Source organism: Streptomyces sp. AC1-42W (assembly GCF_003248355.1).
GTDB lineage: Bacteria > Actinomycetota > Actinomycetes > Streptomycetales > Streptomycetaceae > Streptomyces.
This window is the reverse complement of the sequence record NZ_QKWY01000002.1, coordinates 3,306,247-3,324,992: the sequence shown is the minus strand read 5'-3', so window position 1 is coordinate 3,324,992 and position 18,746 is coordinate 3,306,247. Positions and strand designations below refer to the sequence as shown.

At 72.9% G+C, this 18,746-nt stretch carries 14 protein-coding genes and 1 tRNA gene; 6 read left to right on the top strand and 9 right to left on the bottom strand.

All coding sequences use genetic code 11. The features are described from left to right. Positions 1-9: 9 nt before the first annotated feature. The gene (locus tag DNK56_RS32685) at positions 10-1,047 is read right to left on the bottom strand and encodes a PucR family transcriptional regulator (protein ID WP_146610406.1); all 1,038 of its coding nucleotides are present in this window, start codon (positions 1,045-1,047) and stop codon (positions 10-12) included. Between the two features lie 237 nt (positions 1,048-1,284). On the opposite strand from DNK56_RS32685, the gene DNK56_RS32680 reads away from it, so the two are divergent. Further along, entirely contained in the window at positions 1,285-2,802 is a 1,518-nt protein-coding gene (locus tag DNK56_RS32680; protein WP_111339366.1) for an amidase, read from the top strand. Between the two features lie 255 nt (positions 2,803-3,057). Beyond that, positions 3,058-4,596, top strand: coding sequence for a flavin monoamine oxidase family protein (locus DNK56_RS32675; RefSeq protein ID WP_241990204.1), 1,539 nt, complete (start codon positions 3,058-3,060; stop codon positions 4,594-4,596). 122 nt (positions 4,597-4,718) lie between these two features. Here DNK56_RS32675 and DNK56_RS32670 read toward each other — a convergent pair. Both DNK56_RS32670 and DNK56_RS32665 read right to left on the bottom strand, forming a co-directional pair. Further along, positions 4,719-4,792, bottom strand: a tRNA-Pro gene (locus DNK56_RS32670). 51 nt (positions 4,793-4,843) lie between these two features. Next, positions 4,844-7,477: an ATP-binding protein gene (locus DNK56_RS32665; RefSeq protein WP_111339364.1), complete on the bottom strand. Its 2,634-nt coding sequence runs from the start codon at positions 7,475-7,477 to the stop codon at positions 4,844-4,846. A gap of 109 nt (positions 7,478-7,586) precedes the next feature. On the opposite strand from DNK56_RS32665, the gene DNK56_RS32660 reads away from it, so the two are divergent. Next, positions 7,587-8,117, top strand: a complete 531-nt coding sequence (locus DNK56_RS32660) for a DUF309 domain-containing protein (RefSeq protein WP_111339363.1) — start codon at positions 7,587-7,589, stop codon at positions 8,115-8,117. A gap of 75 nt (positions 8,118-8,192) precedes the next feature. Further along, positions 8,193-8,561, top strand: a complete 369-nt coding sequence (locus DNK56_RS32655; protein WP_199563552.1) for a hypothetical protein — start codon at positions 8,193-8,195, stop codon at positions 8,559-8,561. A gap of 42 nt (positions 8,562-8,603) precedes the next feature. On the opposite strand, the gene DNK56_RS32650 is transcribed toward DNK56_RS32655, so the two are convergent. Genes DNK56_RS32650 through DNK56_RS32640 form a run of 3 tightly spaced genes read right to left on the bottom strand, consistent with a single transcriptional unit; the run spans position 8,604 to position 12,731 of the window. Next, positions 8,604-9,827 (bottom strand): NAD(P)/FAD-dependent oxidoreductase, encoded by a 1,224-nt coding sequence (locus tag DNK56_RS32650; RefSeq protein WP_111339361.1) that lies wholly within the window; start codon positions 9,825-9,827, stop codon positions 8,604-8,606. Then, a complete protein-coding gene (locus DNK56_RS32645; RefSeq protein ID WP_111339360.1) occupies positions 9,824-11,266 on the bottom strand; it encodes an NAD(P)/FAD-dependent oxidoreductase in 1,443 nt (480 codons plus the stop codon). The genes DNK56_RS32650 and DNK56_RS32645 overlap by 4 nt, the downstream gene beginning before the upstream one ends. 31 nt (positions 11,267-11,297) lie before the next feature. Next, positions 11,298-12,731 (bottom strand): FGGY family carbohydrate kinase, encoded by a 1,434-nt coding sequence (locus DNK56_RS32640; RefSeq protein ID WP_111339359.1) that lies wholly within the window; start codon positions 12,729-12,731, stop codon positions 11,298-11,300. A gap of 325 nt (positions 12,732-13,056) precedes the next feature. On the opposite strand from DNK56_RS32640, the gene DNK56_RS32635 reads away from it, so the two are divergent. Next, positions 13,057-14,043, top strand: a complete 987-nt coding sequence (locus tag DNK56_RS32635; protein ID WP_111339358.1) for a hypothetical protein — start codon at positions 13,057-13,059, stop codon at positions 14,041-14,043. 64 nt (positions 14,044-14,107) lie between these two features. Further along, positions 14,108-15,637, top strand: coding sequence for an amino acid permease (locus DNK56_RS32630; protein ID WP_111339357.1), 1,530 nt, complete (start codon positions 14,108-14,110; stop codon positions 15,635-15,637). An 86-nt stretch (positions 15,638-15,723) separates the two neighbouring features. Here DNK56_RS32630 and DNK56_RS32625 read toward each other — a convergent pair whose 3' ends face one another. From DNK56_RS32625 to DNK56_RS32615, 3 genes are read right to left on the bottom strand one after another with little or no spacing between them, the layout of a single operon-like run. Continuing rightward, entirely contained in the window at positions 15,724-16,356 is a 633-nt protein-coding gene (locus DNK56_RS32625) for a LutC/YkgG family protein (protein ID WP_111339356.1), read from the bottom strand. Then, on the bottom strand, positions 16,353-17,894 hold the full coding sequence (locus DNK56_RS32620) for a lactate utilization protein B (RefSeq protein WP_111339355.1): 1,542 nt from the start codon (positions 17,892-17,894) through the stop codon (positions 16,353-16,355). Before DNK56_RS32620 ends, DNK56_RS32625 begins: the two co-directional genes overlap by 4 nt. Next, positions 17,891-18,658 carry a (Fe-S)-binding protein gene (locus tag DNK56_RS32615; RefSeq protein ID WP_111339354.1) on the bottom strand — a complete coding sequence of 256 codons (768 nt, stop codon included), beginning with the start codon at positions 18,656-18,658 and terminating at the stop codon, positions 17,891-17,893. The genes DNK56_RS32620 and DNK56_RS32615 overlap by 4 nt, the downstream gene beginning before the upstream one ends. Positions 18,659-18,746 lie beyond the last annotated feature (88 nt).

The following is an 18,746-nucleotide window of genomic DNA, read 5'->3' as shown; positions in this document are numbered from 1 at the left end:
GTCCGCCGCTCAGGGCCGCTGGTCCCGGCCCTCCTCCGGATCGGCGGTTCCCAGGGTCTCCAGCAGCCGCAGCGCCAGGGCGGTCTCCAGCGCTCCCGCGTCCGTGCCCGGCGGCAGCAGCTCACTGGCGTGCCGGAGCCGGTAGGCGACGGCCCTGCTGCTGACGTGCAGGCGCCGCGCGGTCTCCCGGGCGTTCGACCCGCAGCCGAGGTAGATGCCGAGCGTCTTGCGGGCGGTCTCCGCCTGGCGGGTCGGCCACGCCAGGTCCCCGAGCTGCCGGCGGATCAGCGTCTGGGACGCCTCGATGTCGGCCAGCGCTATGGCCTCCGGCGCCGCGGCGGAGAAGCGCACCACGGACCGCTTCTGGTACGCGGCGACCCGGAGGGCCATGCGGGCCTCCGCGTGGGAGTCGCAGAAGCCCTTGGCGCCCCGGGCCGGTTCGCCCACCCCGACCCAGCAGTCGCTCTCGGCGGCCGCCTCCGCCGCCGCGACGACCACGTCCACCCGGGGGACGGCGATCCATATCCAGCTCAGCTCGTCGTCCGGCCGGACCACGCAGTGCGGTGCCTTGACCGCGCGGACCAGGGTCCGGACGACCCGCTCGGACTCCGGGCCCGATGCGGCCAGCGCGACGTGGTCGCCGCGCACGTTGTAGAAGTCCAGGCTCGCGGGGCGCTCCCCGTCCAGGACCGCCCGGACGGCGCGGAGCTGTCGCGGGCCCCGTGCCCGCATGATCGCCTCCGCCTCCTCGCGGTACTCGACGACCACCAGCTGGGAGAGGTGCTCGATCTCATCGAACAGGCGCCTGGTGCCGAGCCGTACCGCGCCCAGGGCCGCGCTGGTGTCCGCGGCGTCCGGGACGGCGTCGATCAGGGCCTCCTCCAGGACGCGGTGGCCCACACGGTAGGCGTCCAGCACGTCGCGCTCCGGGGTGCCGTTGCGCGCCGCGAGCCGCGCTATGTGGCGCGTCTCCGGGGGGCACAGCGGCTCCGCGTCGTCGGTCAGCGCGTTGATCAACTGATGGATCACCGCACGAGTCTCGGCCACCACCGTGTCCGCGAGCCCCGGTTCGTCGGTCAGTTCCCGGCCAACACCTAATCGTCTGATCCCGTCGACAACTCGCTTGGTCAACACATCTGCGGACACAAGGAGTTGATCTCTGGCAACACACAGCAATTCCGCCTCATCAGTCACAGATGAAGCTTCTCAGGGCGCGCAGCTTTCCGTCGAGGCTTGCACACTGTGCACATGGCATCGCCCGCTGCGAGCCACCACAGTTGGGCCATGAGCACTACCGAAATCCAGCCGCAGACCTCTCCGTCCGAGATCACCGAGTTATGTCTGACCCCGGCGACGGAGCTCGCGAGCCGGGTCCGCCGCCGTGACGTCTCGCCGCGCGAGCTGACCGCCGCCTTCCTCTCCCGCATCGAGGAACGCAACCCCGCGCTCAACGCCTACGTCCATGTGGCGGCGGACCGGGCGATGGCCGCGGCGGCCGAGTCGGAGCGGCAGCTGATGCGCGGCCGCCTCGCCGGGCCTCTGCACGGCGTACCGATCGCCATCAAGGACCTGTTCGACTACAAGGCCGGGATGCCCAACACGTACGGGGTGGCCGCGTTCCGGGACTATGTGCCGGAGCAGACCGCCCGGCACGTCGCCGCCCTCGAGGACGTCGGGGCGATCGTGCTGGGGAAGACCAACACGCCCGAGTTCGGGCACAAGGGGCTCACCGACAACAGGCTCTTCGGGCCGACCAGTACGCCGTTCGCGCTGGGCATGAACTCCGGCGGCTCGTCGGGCGGTTCGGCCGCCGCGCTGGCCGACGGGCTGTGTGCGCTGTCGCAGGGCTCGGACGGTGGCGGGTCGGTGCGCATCCCGGCGGCGCTGTGCGGTGTGGTCGGGTTCAAGCCGAGCTTCGGCCGGGTCTCCGACGCGGTGCGTCCCGACGCGTTCCTCTGCCAGATCCCGTACATGAGCAACGGCCCGCTGGCCCGTTCCGTCGAGGACTGTGCGCTGCTGCTGTCGTGCATGGTCGGCGACGACCCCCGCGACCCGACCAGCGTCCCGCACGACGGCACGGACTTCCTGGCGGCGACGCGCAGGGACCCGGGCACGCTGCGCGCCGCGTACCTGCCCACCCTGGGCGGCTTCCCGGTCGAGGCCGGGGTGCGCGCGGTGGTCGATGACGCGGTGGCGGCGCTGGAGCAGGCCGGGGTGCATGTGGACAGGCCGCACTTCGCGCTCCCGGTTCCGCACCGGGAGGCCACCGATCTGTGGGTGCGCAACGCGGGCGCCATCGCCTCGACCGTCGTCGAGGCGTTCGCCGCCGAGGGCATCGATCTGCGCGGCGAGCCGTGGGAGGACTTCCCGTGGGCCCTGCGCGCGATGATCGAGCGCACCGACGGCCGCACGCTGATGGACGGCCGCCGTGACCAGATCGTACGGACGGTGATCTACGACGCCTTCGCCGACCTCTTCGACCGCTACGACCTCGTCATCAGCCCCACGCTGGGGATCGCGGGCTGCCCCAACGGGGACGACGGCTGGACCGTCGGCCCGGACAAGGTCGACGGCGAGGACGTCGATCCCATCCTGGGCTGGTGTCTGACCCAGGTGTTCAACTTCACGGGCCACCCGGCCATCTCGGTGCCGGCCGGGCTCACGGCCGACGGCCTGCCGGTGGGCCTCCAGATCGCCGGCCGGCGCTTCGCGGACGCCGACGTCCTCTCGGCCGCGGCGGCCGTCGAGCGCGTACGGCCCTGGTCCGCGCACTACCGCATGCTCGCGGCGACCGCCCGCTGAGACGGACGCCCCGGCCCGGAAGATCCGGGCCGGGGGAACTCACGTACGACACAAGCACGTTCACGAAACAAAGCCCATGGAGCCTCGCCGGGCGCACGGCCACTGCCACACCTCCCCCCACACGGCCACAACGTCGACGAGAAGCGGCTCGGACGAGGAATCCCGGGCTCCGGGGGAACAAAGGAGAAAATGGTGGCACAGACCTCTCGACGCGCATTCCTGAGAGCGGTGGGGATATCAGGAGGCGCCGGAGTGATGTATTCGGCCATGGGAGCGCTCGGCCTGGCACCGGTGCCCCAGGCGCACGCGGGGGCGTTCCGTCCGCCGAGGCGAGGCGACTTCACCTCGATCGGCCGTCGCAACGGCAAGAAGGTCATCGTCCTCGGCGCCGGCATCGCCGGTCTCGCCGCGGCGTACGAGCTGGGCAAGGCCGGGTACGCCTGCCACGTCCTGGAGGCGAAGAACCGTCCGGGCGGCCGCAACTGGACGGTGCGGGGCGGCACGACGGAGACCGACCTCGACGGCCGCACCCAGACGGCGAACTTCGCGCCCGGCCAGTACATGAACGCCGGTCCCGGCCGCATACCCCAGTCGCACGTGACGCTGGAGTACTGCCGTGAACTCGGCGTTCCGCTGGAGGCGTTCGTGAATCAGAACGCCAACGCGTACATCTTCCACGAGAACAGCGCGGCGCTCGCCGGGCAGCCGGTGCGGTGGCGGACCGCGAAGGCCGACGTGTACGGCTATGTGTCCGAGCTCCTCGCCAAGGCCACCGACCAGGGCGCGCTGGACCAGACCCTGACCACGACCGACAAGGAACGGCTGCTGGAACTCCTCAAGGACTTCGGCGACCTCAAGGGCCGCTCCGACGACTGGGCGTACACCGGCAGCAGCCGCCGCGGCTACACGGTCGAACCCGGGGCCGCGCTGGAGGCCGGGACGGTGCTCGCCCCGCCGCCCTCCCTGTCCGACGTCATCGCGAGCGGGCTGGGGCTGCGTTTCTCCTTCGAGTTCGACTACCAGCAGGCCGCGATGATGTTCCAGCCGGTGGGCGGCATGGACGCCATCCCCAAGGCGCTGGCAGCGGCGATCGGCAGCGACCGCATCGAGTACGGGGCCCGCGCGGCCGCCATCCGGAACCACACGGACGGCGCCTCGGTCACCTGGGTGAACGCACAGGGCCGTACGGTGACGGAGTGGGCCGACTACGTGGTCGCGGCCATCCCGCCGATGGTGATGGCCCGTCTCAGGCACAACCTCGGCTCCGGGGTCACGGACGCGCTGCTCACCCCGCAGCCATGGGAGGCCGGCAAGATCGGCCTGGAGTACCGGACCCGGTGGTGGGAGACGGACGAGCGCATCTACGGCGGCGTCACGCCGACCGACAACGACCTGGGCACCATCTGGTACCCGTCGTACGGCTACCACGGCGACCGCGGTCTCCTCATCGGCTACTACCACGCCCTGGAACCCGCCGCCGTGTACGGCAGGCTGCCGCACACCGACCGCGAGCGCAGGGCGGTCGCCGAGGGGGTGAAGATCCACGGCGAGAAGTACCGCTCCGAACTGGCCTCGTCCTTCAGTGTGGCCTGGCACCGCACCCCGTTCATCGAAGGCGGCTGGGCGGGCTGGGAGTCGCAGACGGGTATCGCGTACCAGACCCTGAACCGCCCGGCCGGAAACGTGTACTTCGCCGGTGACTGGCTCAGCAACACCATCGCCTGGCAGCACGGAGCGTTCACCTCCGCCCGCAAGGTGGTCACGGAAATCCACTCCCGGACCCTGGCCCGGTAGGACGCCTGCTCCCGTTGCCGGCCCCGGACGGGGCCGGCAACGGGAAGGGGAACGAGCGCGGGAACGATCAAGGGCCGGTTTCGGAAGATTCCGAAACCGGCCCTGATTCGCGACTTCAAAAGTCGGGACGACAGGATTTGAACCTGCGACCCCTTGACCCCCAGTCAAGTGCGCTACCAAGCTGCGCCACGTCCCGCTGCCGTGTCACCCGGTCGGGCCGGGTGCTGGCTGCAGGACAAACATTACCTCACTCGGTGGACCGGATCGACGCACGTGCCTGCTGGGCCCGTGCCGCCAGTCCTTCCGCGCCGCAGGCCGTGGCCAGCTTGTGGGCCCGGGTCAGTTCGCGGGGCGAGCGGGTGGCGATGCCGTGGTCGAGCAGCGCCTGGGCGAACTCGAAGCCGGAGGGCGACGCCTCCAGGTGGCGGACCGCCTGGCCCAGGAGGTGGACGGCCTCCTCCGGGCGGGCGAACATGGCCACACAGCGCAGGGCCTCGCCTATGGCGGTCTCGGTGCCGAACCGCTCGGCGTGGACGCGGGCCGTGTTGGCGAGCTGGGCGGCCCGGCCGGGGTCCTCGTCGGCCAGGGCGCGTGCCAGGTCACCGGCCCACGGGCCCCAGATGCCGTTGAACCTGCCGCGCGGTTCCAGGGAGCGTCCGGCGGCCTCCAGCTCGGTGACGGCCTCCTTGATACGGCCTTCGGCCAGCAGCAGGCGGCCGCGGACACACGGTGCGTCGGGCAGCACCATGGCGCTCGGATAGGGCAGGCCGAAGTCGTACTGGTCGGCGATCTTGCGCGCCTCGGACACCCGGCCGCGGGCCAGCAGGGTGTCGATGAGCAGACAGGCGGCGTCCCAGTGGACGGGGAGCCCGTTGCCGACGCGGTCGGCCAGCCGCAGCCCTTCGCGCAGGAAGCCCTCCGCCTCGGCGAGACGGCCGCGACGGCGGTGGACCAGTCCGAGGAGGGTGTGCGCGAAGGCGAGGTGGGCGCCACTCCAGCCGGAGATCTCGAAGGCCCGGACCGCCTCGCCGAACAGTTCCTCGGCGCGGTCGAGCCGGTCGGTGAACGCGTAGGTGATGCCGAGCAGGGCGGGCAGTTCGAAGCCCCACTCGGTGTCGGTCCATCCGAGTCCGCGTGCGGGGTGGCCGTCCACGAGGGCGCGCTCGCAGAGGTCCACGATGATCTCGGCGTTCTCGCCGCGCAGCATGGCGTCGAAGGCGCGCAGGGTGAGCAGCGCCCGTTCGGCGTTGTCCCGGCCGGTGAGGTGGTCGGCGTTTGCGGCGAGCCGGCGCGAGCGGCCGGGACCGTCCTCCTCGGTGGCCTGCATGCCCTCCCAGAGGAAGTGGGCGGCCTGGAGCCGCATCAGACCGGGGCCGGGCGCGGTGCGTTCGGCCTCGGCGGCCAGGGCCAGGGCCGCCTCCTTGAGCTGGTTGTTGTGGGACAGAGCCGCGGCGAGCCGGAAGGTGGCGTCGACCCGCAGGTCGTCGGCGAGGCCCGGCATGTCCAGGGCGGCGCGCAGATGCTGCACGGTGGTGGCCGGGGAGCTGAGCAGCGTCGCACAGCCCAGCTCGTAGAGCAGGGTGGCGCGCACGTCGTGGCGCGGCGGCTCCTCCAGGGCGCGTTCCAGGCAGCGCCGGGCGGCCTCGGGCGCGCCGACCGCGAGGTGCTGCTTCGCGGCGGCCCTCAGCTGCTCGACGAGTTCCTGGTCGTCGTCCGGGTGGACTTCGAGCAGGTGCCGGGAGGCCGCCGCGGGGCCGCGTCCGGTCCGGGTGATCGCCCAGGCGGCCCGGCCGTGCATGGCGGTGCGGGTGGCGGGCGGGATGGAGCGGTAGACGGCGGAGGCGATCACCGGGTGCACGAACTCCAGCGGGTCGAAGCCGCTGACGATTCGGGCCTCGCGCAGCCGGGCGGTGCAGTCGGCGGCCTCGGCCGCGCTCATGCCGGCCAGCATGGCGGCGAGGTCCTGGGAGATCTCGGTGCCGAGGACGGCGGCCGCCCAGGCGAACCGGGTGGCGTTGGTGCCGAGCCGTTCGAGGCGGGCGACGAGGCCGCTGCCCCTTGCCGATGCGCCGAGTTCGCGCAGGAGCCCGGCGGACTCCTCCAGCGGGACCAGTTCGCGGTCCTGGACCTTGGCGACGAGCTCGACGGCCTCGTACGGGTTGCCGCCGGTGACGGCCCACACCTCGCGGCAGAACGGGTCGTCGGCGTGCTCCCCGAGGGAGCTGCGGACCAGTTCGGCGGTGGCGTCGGGGGTCAGGGCGCGCAGGGCGACGCGGATCTGGGCGGGGTGGCCGCCGGCCGCGTTGCGCGCGGCCTCGCGGGAGGCGAGTTCCTCGGGCCGGTGGGCCTGGACGACGAGCACGCGCAGATCGCCGAGGCGGGCGGTGAACGCGGAGAGCCAGGCGAGCGATTCGCCGTCCGCCCAGTGGGCGTCGTCGATGACGAGGAGCAGCGGGTTGTGGCTGAGCCGGGACGCGAGCCGTTTGACGACGTAGTCGAGTCCGTCGCGCACACCCTGCGGATCGGTCTGCGGGCCGGACGGTTCGGCGAGCCCGAGGGCCGGTGCGGTGATGTCGAACCAGGGGCCGAACAGGGCCCGTACGTCGTCGGGCGGGAGCTGGTGCAGGGTCGGCTGGAACAGTTGCCGTACGACGTGGAACGGCACCGAGGTGACCGTCTCACCGGCGCGTGCCGACCAGATGGTGCACCGGTCCGCCGCCATGGCCCGGATCTCGTCCAGGAGAGCGGTCTTTCCGATACCTGCCTCGCCGCTGTAGATCAGCAGCCCGCCGGTGGCCTGCGCGCCGCAGAGCGCGTCGATGGCTTGTGCGGCAGTGGCGAGTTCCGGTTCGCGCTCATAAAGCGGCCGGGACGGCTTCATGCCTACCCTCCCCCAATGTGATGACCATGGTGGTCGAGCCTAGTCGCGCGCGGGTCGCGACCGACAGTGGTTCGGACAGTTCGCCGCAGGTGCGGGGCACAATCGGGGTGTGAACGAGACACGCAGGGACCGGGATTCCGAGGGCCGGGCGCACAACGCGCGCCCCCGTGACGGGCTGGGGCGCCCGCTGCCGTACGGGACGCCGGGGGTGGAGCGGCAGCCGGAGGGTGTGGAGCGCACCCCCGGGGAGACCGTGCGGGAGGCGCAGCGGCTGCTCGACGCGGGGATGCCGTTCCACGCGCACGAGGTGTTCGAGGACGCCTGGAAGTCGGGCCCGGCCGGGGAGCGGGAGTTGTGGCGCGGGCTGGCCCAGCTGGCGGTGGGCCTGACCCATGCGGCCCGCGGCAACGCGAGGGGCGGTGCCCGGTTGCTGCGGCGGGGCGCGGCGGCGCTGGAGGCGTACGGGGCCGGGGAGGCGTACGGGATGGGGCTCGGGGCGCTGACGGACTGGGCGCGGGAGCTGGCGGCGCGGGTGGAGCGCCCGGGCGCGGGTCCGGTGGACGCGGCGGCGGAGGCTCCGGGGCTCGGGCCGGGCGGGGTCCGGGGCGGGTCCGGTGGGGGCGGGGTGCGTGGCCGGTAGGAACACGGCCGGGTTTCGACGGTGTTGTTTGACAACGGCGCGACGGTTCGGGTGGAGCCATTACGATCCGGCGTCATGAGCACTTCTGACCAGGACCGGGCCGTGGACACCCCGATAGCCGAGGACGCGGCGGAGGGCGTCGTGGACGATGTCGCGGAAGGCGGGGCGGGGGTGGCGGCCGGGGAGCGCCGGCTGACTCCGCGCCAGGCGAGACGGCTGCGCATCGTGCTCTCGTCGGTCGGGATGGCCGCGATGGCGGTGGTGCTGGGCCTGCGGATCGCGAGCCGGTCCTCGGTGCTGGTGGTCGGGGTGTACGGGCTGGCGCTGATCCTGTGCGGGGTCGTGATCGAGCTGAGCCGGAACGGGCGCACCCGGCTGGGGAGTTGGCTGCTGGCGGTCGGGCTGGTCGCGGCGATCGGCTCGGACTGGCTGCTGATTCCCTGAGCGGCCCGCGCCCGGGGTGACCGGCGCCCTCGGCGGGCGGTTTCAGGCGAGCCGGATGTGGACGGGGCCGCCGCGCGGGTCGGCGTGTTCCAGCCAGTCAGCGGGCAGCGGGAAGGAGCGCCCCGGCCGCACAGTGCGGACCAGGCGGCGGCGGTGCAGCGGCTCCCCGTCCTGGCTGACGACGATCAGCGGGGCGGTCAGCCGCCGGCCGGTCCGCAGCAGGAAGGGCCCGGCGGCCGGTGTGCCGCCGGGCCCGGTGAGGTTGGGGGCGATCCACTCCAGCGGCTCCGCGACGGCGAGCGGCACTCCGCCGGCCGGCCAGGCGCCGGCGGCCAGATGGCTCAGCACGGGGCCGGTGACGGCCCGGCCCTCGCGGGCGGCGGTGGCCGCGCTCTCCCCGCCGTGCAGCAGGTTGCCCACCGCGAAGACGCCGGGTTCGACGGTGCGGTACGCGGGGTCGTGGGCGGGTCCCTTCGTCCCGGGGTCCAGGGGCAGGCCGCCGCGTCGGGCGAGTTCGTGTTCGGGAATCCAGTCGGCCGTGAAGACCACGGTGTCGCAGGCGAGTGTGGTGGTGCGGCCGTTCTCGTGCCGCACCCGGACACCGGTGAGGCGGGGGCGGCCGGTCAGGCCGGTGACGGTGGTACGGGTGAGCAGGGGCACCCCGCCGGCCGGGCGCCCGGCCCGGAGGAGGTGGGGCGGGTGCTCGGTGACGCGGGCGACGAGCCGGACCCCGGCGGTGCGCAGGGTTTCGGCCGCCGAGAGGGCGACCGGTTCGTCGCCGACGACCACGGCGCGGGTGCCGACGGTCTGGTGGTGGAGGTGGACAGCCTGCTGGAGTTCGCCGGTGGTGTAGACGCCGGAGGGCCGGGTGCCGGGGACGAGGCGGGCGGCGCGGGGGCGTTCGCGGGCACCGGTGGCGAGGACGACGGCGCGGGCGGTGATGCGTTCGAGGCCGCCGGGTCCGGTGACGTCGAGGGTGCGGGGCCCCGCCCAGCCGGTGACCGTGACACCGGTACGGAGGGTGGCTCCGGCCGTCGTCGCCTCGGCCGCGCAGCGCGTCGCGTACACGGGGCCGCTGAGGTCGCCGGTGCGGCGCGTGCCGAATCCGCCGTGGGCGCAGTGGCGGGGAATGCCGCCCGCCGCCTGTTCGCGGTCCAGGACCTCCACGTCCGGTACGCCGGCCGCGGCGAGGCCGGCCGCGGCGGCGAGCCCGGCCGGTCCGGCACCGACGACGAGGACGTCCACCCGGCGTTCGCGGCGGGTCATGGGCGGGCCTCCTCGATACGTGCACGCAGGGCGGCCGCGCAGTGGAAGCCCTGGCAGCGTCCGTTGCCGGCCCTGGTCCTGCGGGCGAGGCCCTCGGCCGTGCGCGGCGGGAGCGTGGCGGCGAAGGCGTCGCGGATCTCGCCGTCCGTGACGCGTTCGCAGTGGCAGACGACGGTGCCGTAGGCGGGGTCGCGGGCGATGAGTTCCGCGTCGAGGTACGGGCGCGGGGCGGCTTCGCCGAGGTTCGGCAGGGTGAGGGGCGCGAGGTCCGCCGGTTCCCCGGGATCGATGCCGGCACCGGGGAGGAGGGTCAGGACGTATGCGGCGATGGCCATGGAGGCGGTGAGGCCGGTGGAGCGGATGCCGCCGACGGTGATCAGGCCCCGGTCCGGGTGGGAGGTGATCCGGTAGTCCTCCTGGCCGGTGGCGGCCCGCAGTCCCGCGTAGACGGCGGTGACCTCCTCGTCGAGCAGCCGGGGCAGCACGCGGCTGCCCTTCTCGCGGAGGAGGGCGAGCCCTTCGGCGGTGGACTCGGTGGCCTCCTTGTCGTCCAGGTCCTCGGCGGTGGGGCCGAGCAGGACGTTGCCGAAGACGGTCGGCGCCACCAGGACGCCCTTGCCCGCGGCGGTGGGCACGGGCAGCAGGATGTGCCGGACCAGGTCGCGGGCGAGCTTGTCGAAGACGATGAGCTGGCCCCGGCGCGGGCGCACGGTGAAGGTGTCGATGCCCAGCAGCCGGTCGACGGTGTCGGCGTGCAGCCCGGCGGCGTTGATGAGCAGCCGGGTGCGCAGGGTGCCGCGGCCGGTGGTGACGGTGTGCAGTCCGTCCGTGTACGCGAGGCCCTGGACCGGGCAGTCCAGGTGGAGGTGGACCCCGGCCCGGACGGCCTGGGTGGCGTAGGCGAGCGGGGTGGTCCAGGGGCAGATGACGGATTCGTCGGGGATCTCCAGGGCGCCGAGCGCGCCGGGCCCGAGGTGGGGTTCGCGGGCGGCGGTCTGCGCCGCGTCGAGCAGCCGGGCCGCGTGGTAGCCGTTGCGTTCGGCCTTGGCCAGCAGGGCGGGCAGGGCGTCGAGTTGTTCCCGGTCCCAGGCGACGAGGAGGGCGCCGACGCGTTCGACGGGGATGCCGGTCTCGGCGGCGTAGCGGGAGAGCAGCCGGCTGCCCTCGCGGACGAGCCGGGCCTCCAGGGTGCCGGGGGCGGCGTCGAAACCGGTGTGCAGGATCGCGGTGTTGGCCTTGGAGGTGCCGTTGGCGATGTCGTCCGTGGCTTCGACGAGTGCGGTGCGCAGGGGGTGGCGGGCCAGGGCGCGGGCGATGGCGGTGCCGACGACTCCGGCGCCGATGACGGTGACGTCGTACGGCGGGGCGTCGGGGAGGGGGTGGCCGGCGCGGGTGACGACGGGTGGGGTGGAGGCTTCGGGTGTCGGGCGCGTCGTCATCGTGCCTTCCTCCGTGCCGGCCCGGCCGCTCTCATGGGCGTTCCACCAGCGTGCGTACGGCCGCCCGGAAGGTGTCGAGGCGTTCGGCGGCCCGGTCGGGGCCGATCCGGGGTTCGTAGACGGCGGCCGGTGTCCAGTCGGGGACGGCCCGGTCGGCCGGGAGCGCGGGGTCGGCGCCCATGCGGGCCACGGCGCCGACGCCGAGCGCGGTGACGTCGGGCAGGGCCGACACCTCCACGGGGCGTTGCAGCAGGTCGGCCTGGGTCTGCATCAGCAGGGCGGACCGGGTGAGGCCGCCGTCCACGCGCAGCACGGCCAGCGGGGTGCCCCGGTCGGCGGCCACCGCGTCGGCCAGTTCCACGACCTGGGCGGCGATCCCTTCGCACAGGGCGCGCACCAGATGTCCGGCGGAGGTGTCCAGGCCCAGGCCGGTGACCGATCCGCGCAGGTCGCCGCGCCACCAGGGGGCGGCGAGGCCGGCCAGGGCGGGGACGAAGGTGACGCCGCCGGAGTCGGGGACGCCGGAGCCGACCGGGTCGAGGTCGGCGGCGCCGGAGATCACGCCCAGGTCGGTGAGCCAGCGCACCGCGGAGGCGGCCGTGTAGACCTGGCCGTCCAGGCAGTAGCTGGTGTGTCCGCCGAGCCGCCAGGCCACGCAGGTGACGAGCCCGCCGCTGCCCCGGCGCGGGGTCGGTCCGGTCCCGGCCAGGAGGAAGGCGCCGGTGCCGTAGGTGCACTTGGCGACGGTCGGGTCGAGGGCGCTCTGGGCGAGCAGGGCCGCCTGCTGGTCGACGAGGAGGCCGGTGAGCGGGAGGTCGCCGCCGAATGCGCCGGTGGTGCCGAAGTCTCCGGCGGCGTCCACCACCGAGGGCAGCCGCTCGTCGCCGAGGCCGTAGGCGTCCAGGGCGGTCGGTGACCAGTCGACGCGGTCCAGGTCGAGGAGCTGGGTGCGGCCGGCGGTGGCGGCGTCCGTGACGAAGGCGCCGGTCAGCTGGTGGACGAGCCAGGCGTCGGTAGTCGTGACGACGCCTTCGCGGGTCAGCTCGCGGCGGATCCAGGCCATTTTGGGGGCCGCGAAGTAGGGGTCGAGCGGAAGTCCGGTGAGCTGTCTCAGCTCTTCGGCGCGCGGGGCGAGTTCCGTGCAGACGGTGGCGGCGCGGCGGTCCTGCCAGACGATCGCGTCGGTGAGGGGGCGCCCGGTGTCCGGGTCCCAGGCGAGCACGGTCTCGCCCTGGTTGGCGAGGCCGACGGCGTCGACGATGCCGCCGGATTCGGCCACTGCCCGGCGGCCGGCCTCGATCACCGAGGTGAGTAATTCGGCCGGGTCCGCCTCGACGGCTCCGCCGGGACCGTACCGGGGCCGCACGGGGGCGGAACCGGTGCCGATCACGCCCCGTTCGGGGCAGATCACCAGCGCCTTCGTTCCCGATGTGCCCTGGTCGACGGCGAGCACCGGGCCTGTCATCGGTTCTCCAGCGGTACGCAAGCCCATGGCTTGAACGGAATCGTGATCTTCGGACGCGGCCCCCAGAGTGGTGCAGACCAGCGACCGCGTCAAGCATCCGCCGCCCGTATGTCCGGAACCGTTCGGATACCGCCTGACGACTTCAACGACGTTTCCGGGATGTCGACTTGAGGAAATCAATGATTCGTTCGAGGTGCGACGCAAAGGGCTCTACACTCACCGCCGTGCAGCACCGGACGCGTTAAAACCGTTCGCAATTCAACAGCTTCTTCGCCCCCACGTCACCGAGGATCGATGAATTCAGCACCCCGCCCCGAGCGCGTCCATGGCCAACGGTGAATTCCGGCCGGTTTACCATCCGGCCGGCCACGACAATGAACTCCGCGCGGCGTTACAGGACTTACGCACCGGCCGCTGGATCGCCATGCGCGACCTGCTCGCGCGCACCCCGGACTGGACCCTGTGGACCCAGCGCACCCAGGTGCTCGGCGCCGTCGCCGCGGGGTCGGACGCGGTGCAGGCATGGCTCGCCGAGGAACCGGACAGCGCCGCCGCCTTCGTGATGCGCGCCCGGGTCGCCGTCGAACGCGCGGTACGGGCCAACCGCTCCGGACACCCCAGCGGCCGGGAACTGTGGCAGGAGGCGTGGGAGGCGTGCCGCGCGGCGGCGCACGCCGTACCGGCCGACCCGGTCCCGTGGATCTGCCTGCTGGCCCTCTCCCAGCTCGACGCCGCCCAGCGTCTCGCCGAACACCGGCTCCCCCCGCCCGGCCCCATGCTGTTCCCCGGTCCGTGGGGGCTGCTGGCCGAGGCCGACCGGCGCGACCCGCACAATCGTGAGGCGTACCACCGGATGCTCCAGTTCGTGTACGCCCGCAAGGCCGGCGGGGTGCTCTCCGAAGCGGTCAACTTCGTCCAGTGGGCGTCGTCCACGGCGCCCGAGGGCTCCGCCCTCCATGTGCTCCCGCTCTATGTCCGGGTCGAGCGCTACCGGCGCGAGCACGACCACGACAAGGCGCTCGACCTGCACTGGGTCACCGAGGACGCGGAGCGCGAGGCCGTGCGCGCCCTGGAGTTCTGGTACCGCATCGCCCCTCGCCCGGGCCGTGCGCTGCCCGACCTCAACCACCTGGCGCACGCCCTGTGGGGGGCGCTCCGCTTCGCGGAGGCCGCCGCGGTGTTCCGCGAGCTGGGCCCGTACTTCACCTCGCTGCCCTGGGCCTGCCGTTCCCGTACGCCCGACGACCCCGGCGGTGCCGAGGAGGTCTTCGTGCGCGCCCGCGCCCGCGCGCTGGCGGCGGAACCGGGCTGACCAGGCCGTCCGTCCCCCGGCCGCCCCCCCTTCTTCCGCTCATCCACCGCTCAGGAGGTTTCGCATGTCCGTGTCCACCTCGCCCCGGAAGGGGGCCGACACCAACGCGCCGAAGGACGAGGAGCAACGGCTCCGCGAACTCGGCTACCAACCGGTCCTGGCCCGCCGCATGGGCGGGTTCGGGAACTTCGCCATCAGCTTCTCCGTCATCTCGATCCTGTCCGGGTGCATGACGCTGTACGGCTTCGGCATGTCCACGGGCGGGCCCGCCGTAATGCTGTGGGGCTGGGCCGGCGTCGGCCTGTTCGTGCTCTGCGTCGGCATGGCGCTCGCCGAGGTGACCAGCGCGTATCCGACGTCCGGGGCGCTGTACTACATGGCGGACCGGCTCGGCGGCCGGAAGTGGGGCTGGTACACCGGCTGGCTGAATCTGCTCGGTCTCCTCGGTGCCATCGCGGGCATCGACTACGGCGCCGCGCTGTTCACGGGCGCGCTGATGAACCTCCAGTGGGGCTTCACCCCGACCCCCGGCAAGACGATGATCATCTTCGTCTGCATCCTGCTGCTGCACGCGGTGCTCAACCTCTTCGGGGTGCGGCTGGTCAGCATCCTGAACTCGATCAGCGTGTGGTGGCACCTGGCCGGTGTCGCGGTGATCGTCTCCGTGCTCGCCATCGTGCCCTCGCACCACCAGTCGCCCTCGTTCGTCTTCACCGAGTTCGTCAACGACACCGGCTGGGACAACCCCCTGTACGTGGCGGCGATCGGGCTGCTGCTGGCCCAGTACACGTTCTGCGGCTACGACGCCTCCGCCCATCTGTCGGAGGAGACCTCCAACGCCTCGGTCACCGCGGCGCGCGGCATCGTCCGGGCGATCTGGGTCTCCTGGGTGGCCGGATTCGTCCTGCTGGCCGGGCTCACCTTCGCCATCCAGGACTACGCGGGCACGCAGGACAGCGCGACCGGTGTGCCGCCCGCCCAGATCCTGATCGACGCGCTGGGCACCTCGGGCGCCACGGCGATGCTGCTGATCGTGATCGCGGCGCAGCTGTTCTGCGGCAACGCCGAGGTCGCGGCCGCCAGCCGGATGGTGTTCGCGTTCAGCCGTGACAACGCGCTCCCCGGCTCCACGCTGTGGCGCAAGGTGAGCACCCGTACGCAGACGCCGGTTCCGGCGGTGTGGCTGTCGGTGATCGTGGCCGGGGTGCTGGCCCTGCCGTCGCTGTACTCGGCGACCGCGTACGGCGCGGTGACCGCGATCAACGTCATCGGGATCACTCCGGCGTACGCGATCCCGATCTTCCTGAAGCTGCGCGCGGGCGGCCGGTTCCAGCGCGGGCCGTGGCACCTGGGCCGCTGGTCGAAGCCGGTGGGCTGGATCGCCGTGGTGTGGGTGGCGATCGTGACCGTGCTGTTCCTGCTGCCGCAGTCGTCGCCGGTGACCATCGACTCGATGAACTACGCGTCGATCGCCCTGGTCGCCGTGCTGGTCCTGGCCACGATCTGGTGGTTCGTCGCGCGACGCTCGTACGGCACGCCGTCGGCGTACGGGAACGCGCGCGAGCAGGCCGAGATAGAAGAGGGCATCGTCTGACCCGTCCCCGCTTCGCCGCAGGCCCCGCGCCCATCCGTGCGCGGGGCCTGCGGCGTACCGCGTCCGGTCGGGACCGGACGGCTCATCTAGGCGTCGGTACGGATGATCACCACCAGGGTGCGGGGGCCGTGGACGCCCTCGACGCGTTCCAGTTCGATGTCGGAGGTGGCCGAAGGGCCGCTGATGAGGGTCGTGGGGCGGTCCGGGACCAGCCGGGCCACCGCCTCGGGCACCCCCACCTCCACGGTGGACAGATCGACCACGCACACATGGAGGTCGGGCACCAGGGTCAGCGCCCGCCGGCCCTGGCCGGGCGAGCCGTCCAGGAACACGGTGCCGGTCTCGGCGCAGCCGGCGGCGGACGCGGTGACGACACCGTCGAGTTCGTCCAGGTGCGGGGCGGGGACGTCCGGGGAGTCGAGGCGCACCTCGCCCTCGTAACCGGCCAGCCATCCGTCGTCGAGCCCCGGCGGCACCCCGATCCGGGTCGCGCCGTGCTCCCGCAGCACCCCGGCGACGACCTCGGCCGTCCGGTCGGCGGTGCAGGGGTGGACCGCGGCCTTGTAGTCGAGGAGCCGGTCGGTGAACAGGGCGAGGCGTTCCCCGTCGGGGAGGGTGCGTCCGGTGCGATAGGCGCGCGGCACGGGAGTGTCGGTCGCGGGGGCGAGGGCGAGCGCGTCCCGGACGCGGCCGAGTACGGTCTCGCGGGCGGTGGTCACCGGCCCTCCTCCCGCTGTGTGTCGGGGGTGTGGGCGGCGGCCGCCTCGCGCATGGCGGCCGTGCCCTCGGGCGAGGCCAGCCAGGCGCGGAAGGTCTGCTTCGGCGGGGCCGGGGTGTCGCGGCTGTCGCTCCAGCCGGAGAGCGGGGGCGGCAGTCTGGGCAGCCTTCCGTCCCGGCCGGCCAGGGCGCGGCCGAGCCGTGACGCCTTCTGCGCGGCCGTGTACACGGCGGGTCTGCTCATCACCGCGCCCGCCGCCTTCATCGCCAGCTTTTCGGCCGTGGTGCCGGACCGTTCGGTGTGCTGGTGGCGCAGTTCGACCAGCAGCGAGGGGATGTCGATCTTCACGGGGCAGGCGTCGAAGCAGGCGCCGCAGAGACTGGAGGCGTACGGCAGCGAGCTGTTGGGGTCGTTCGCGGCGGCGTCCATGCCGGCGAGTTGCGGGGTCAGTACGGCGCCGATCGGTCCGGGGTACGTGGAGCCGTAGGCGTGGCCGCCGGCCCGCTCGTACACCGGGCAGACGTTGAGGCAGGCGGAGCAGCGGATGCAGTTGAGTGCCTGGCGGCCGAGCCGGTCCGCGAGGGCGGCGGTGCGGCCGTTGTCGAGCAGCACCAGATGGAAGTCCTGGGGCCCGTCGCCGGGGGTGACGCCGGTCCACATCGAGGTGTAGGGGTTCATCCGCTCGCCCGTGGAGGAGCGCGGCAGGAGTTGCAGGAACACCTCCAGGTCCCGGTGGCGCGGCAGGACCTTCTCGATGCCCATGACGGTGATGAGGGTGTCGGGGAGGGTGAGGCACATGCGGCCGTTGCCCTCGGACTCGACGACGCAGAGGGTGCCGGTCTCGGCGATGCCGAAGTTGGCGCCGGAGACGGCGACCTTCGCGGTCATGAACTTCTCGCGCAGATGGGCGCGGGCGGCGGCGGCCAGATGGGCGGGGACGTTGTCCAGGGAGGGGTCGACGCCGGGGATCTCCTTGAGGAAGATCCGCCGGATCTCGTCCCGGTTGCGGTGGATCGCGGGGACGAGGATGTGCGACGGCTTGTCGTGGGCGAGTTGCACGATGAGTTCGGCGAGGTCGGTCTCGTGCGGGGTGATGCCGAGGGATTCGAGGTGTTCGTTGAGGCCGGTCTCCTGGGTGGCCATCGACTTGACCTTGATGACCTCCTCGCTGCCCGTCTCGCGGACGAGCCGGGCGACGATCTCGTTGGCCTCGACGCCGTCGCGCGCCCAGTGGACGGTGCCGCCGCGGGCGGTGACGTTGCGTTCGAGCTCTTCCAGGAGTTCGGGGAGCCGGTTCATGGTGTCGGTCTTGATGGCCGATCCGGCGGCGCGCAGTTCCTCCCAGTCGGGCAGTTCGCCGGTGACGTCCAGCCGTTTGGCGCGGATGGTGTGCGTGGCGCGGCCGAGGTTGCGGCGCAGCTGCCCGTTGCGCAGTTCGTCGTGGGCGGCGGCGGGGAAGGTGCGGTCGCCGCGCAGATTGCCCGTGCCGAACGGGGAGCGGGGCGGGGGCGCGGGCATGCCGAGGAAGGTGGCGCTCATCGGGCGGCCTCCGTGAGGACGTACGGCGCGGTGCGGGTGGCGGACAGGATCTGGGCCAGGTGCAGGGTGCGGGTGCCGGCCTTGATCCGGGAGAGCCCGCCGCCGATGTGCATCAGACAGGAGGAGTCGCCCGCGGTGCACACCTCGGCGCCGGTGGCGGTGACGTGGCGCATCTTGTCCTGAAGCATGGCGGTGGAGGTGTCGGCGTTCTTCAGGGCGAAGGTTCCGCCGAAGCCGCAGCAGGCGTCCGCCTCGTCGAGGGTGACGAGGTCGATCGCCTCGACGGCCCGCAGCAGCCGCAGCGGTTTGTCACCGACCCGCAGCATGCGCAGCGAGTGGCAGGTGGGGTGGTACGTGACCCGGTGCGGGAAGTACGCGCCGACGTCGGTCACCCCCAGTACGTCCACCAGCAGTTCGGACAGCTCGTACGTCTTGGCCTTCACGGTGGCGACGCCCGCGCGCAGGGCCGCGTCCCCGTACCGCTCGGCGATGATCTCGTGCTGGTGGCGGACCGATCCGGCGCAGGAGCCGGAGGGCATGACGACGGCGTCGATGGCGGGGTCGCCGAACTGGGCGGCGAAGTTGCGCACCAGGGGGACGGGCTCGCGCTGGTATCCGGTGTTGACGTGCATCTGGCCGCAGCAGGTCTGGCCGGGCGGGAACACCACCTCGTGGCCCAGTCGGGCCAGCAGCAACGCGGTGGATTTCACCGCCTCGGGGAAGAGGGTGTCGCCCAGACAGGTGGCGAAGAGTCCGATGCGCATGGGTCTCCCGGTCATGGCTCTCGGTGGGCGGGCGTCGCGCGTCCGGTTTATGGTCCGACCATACTACGCTCGGCTCGCACGGGGTGTC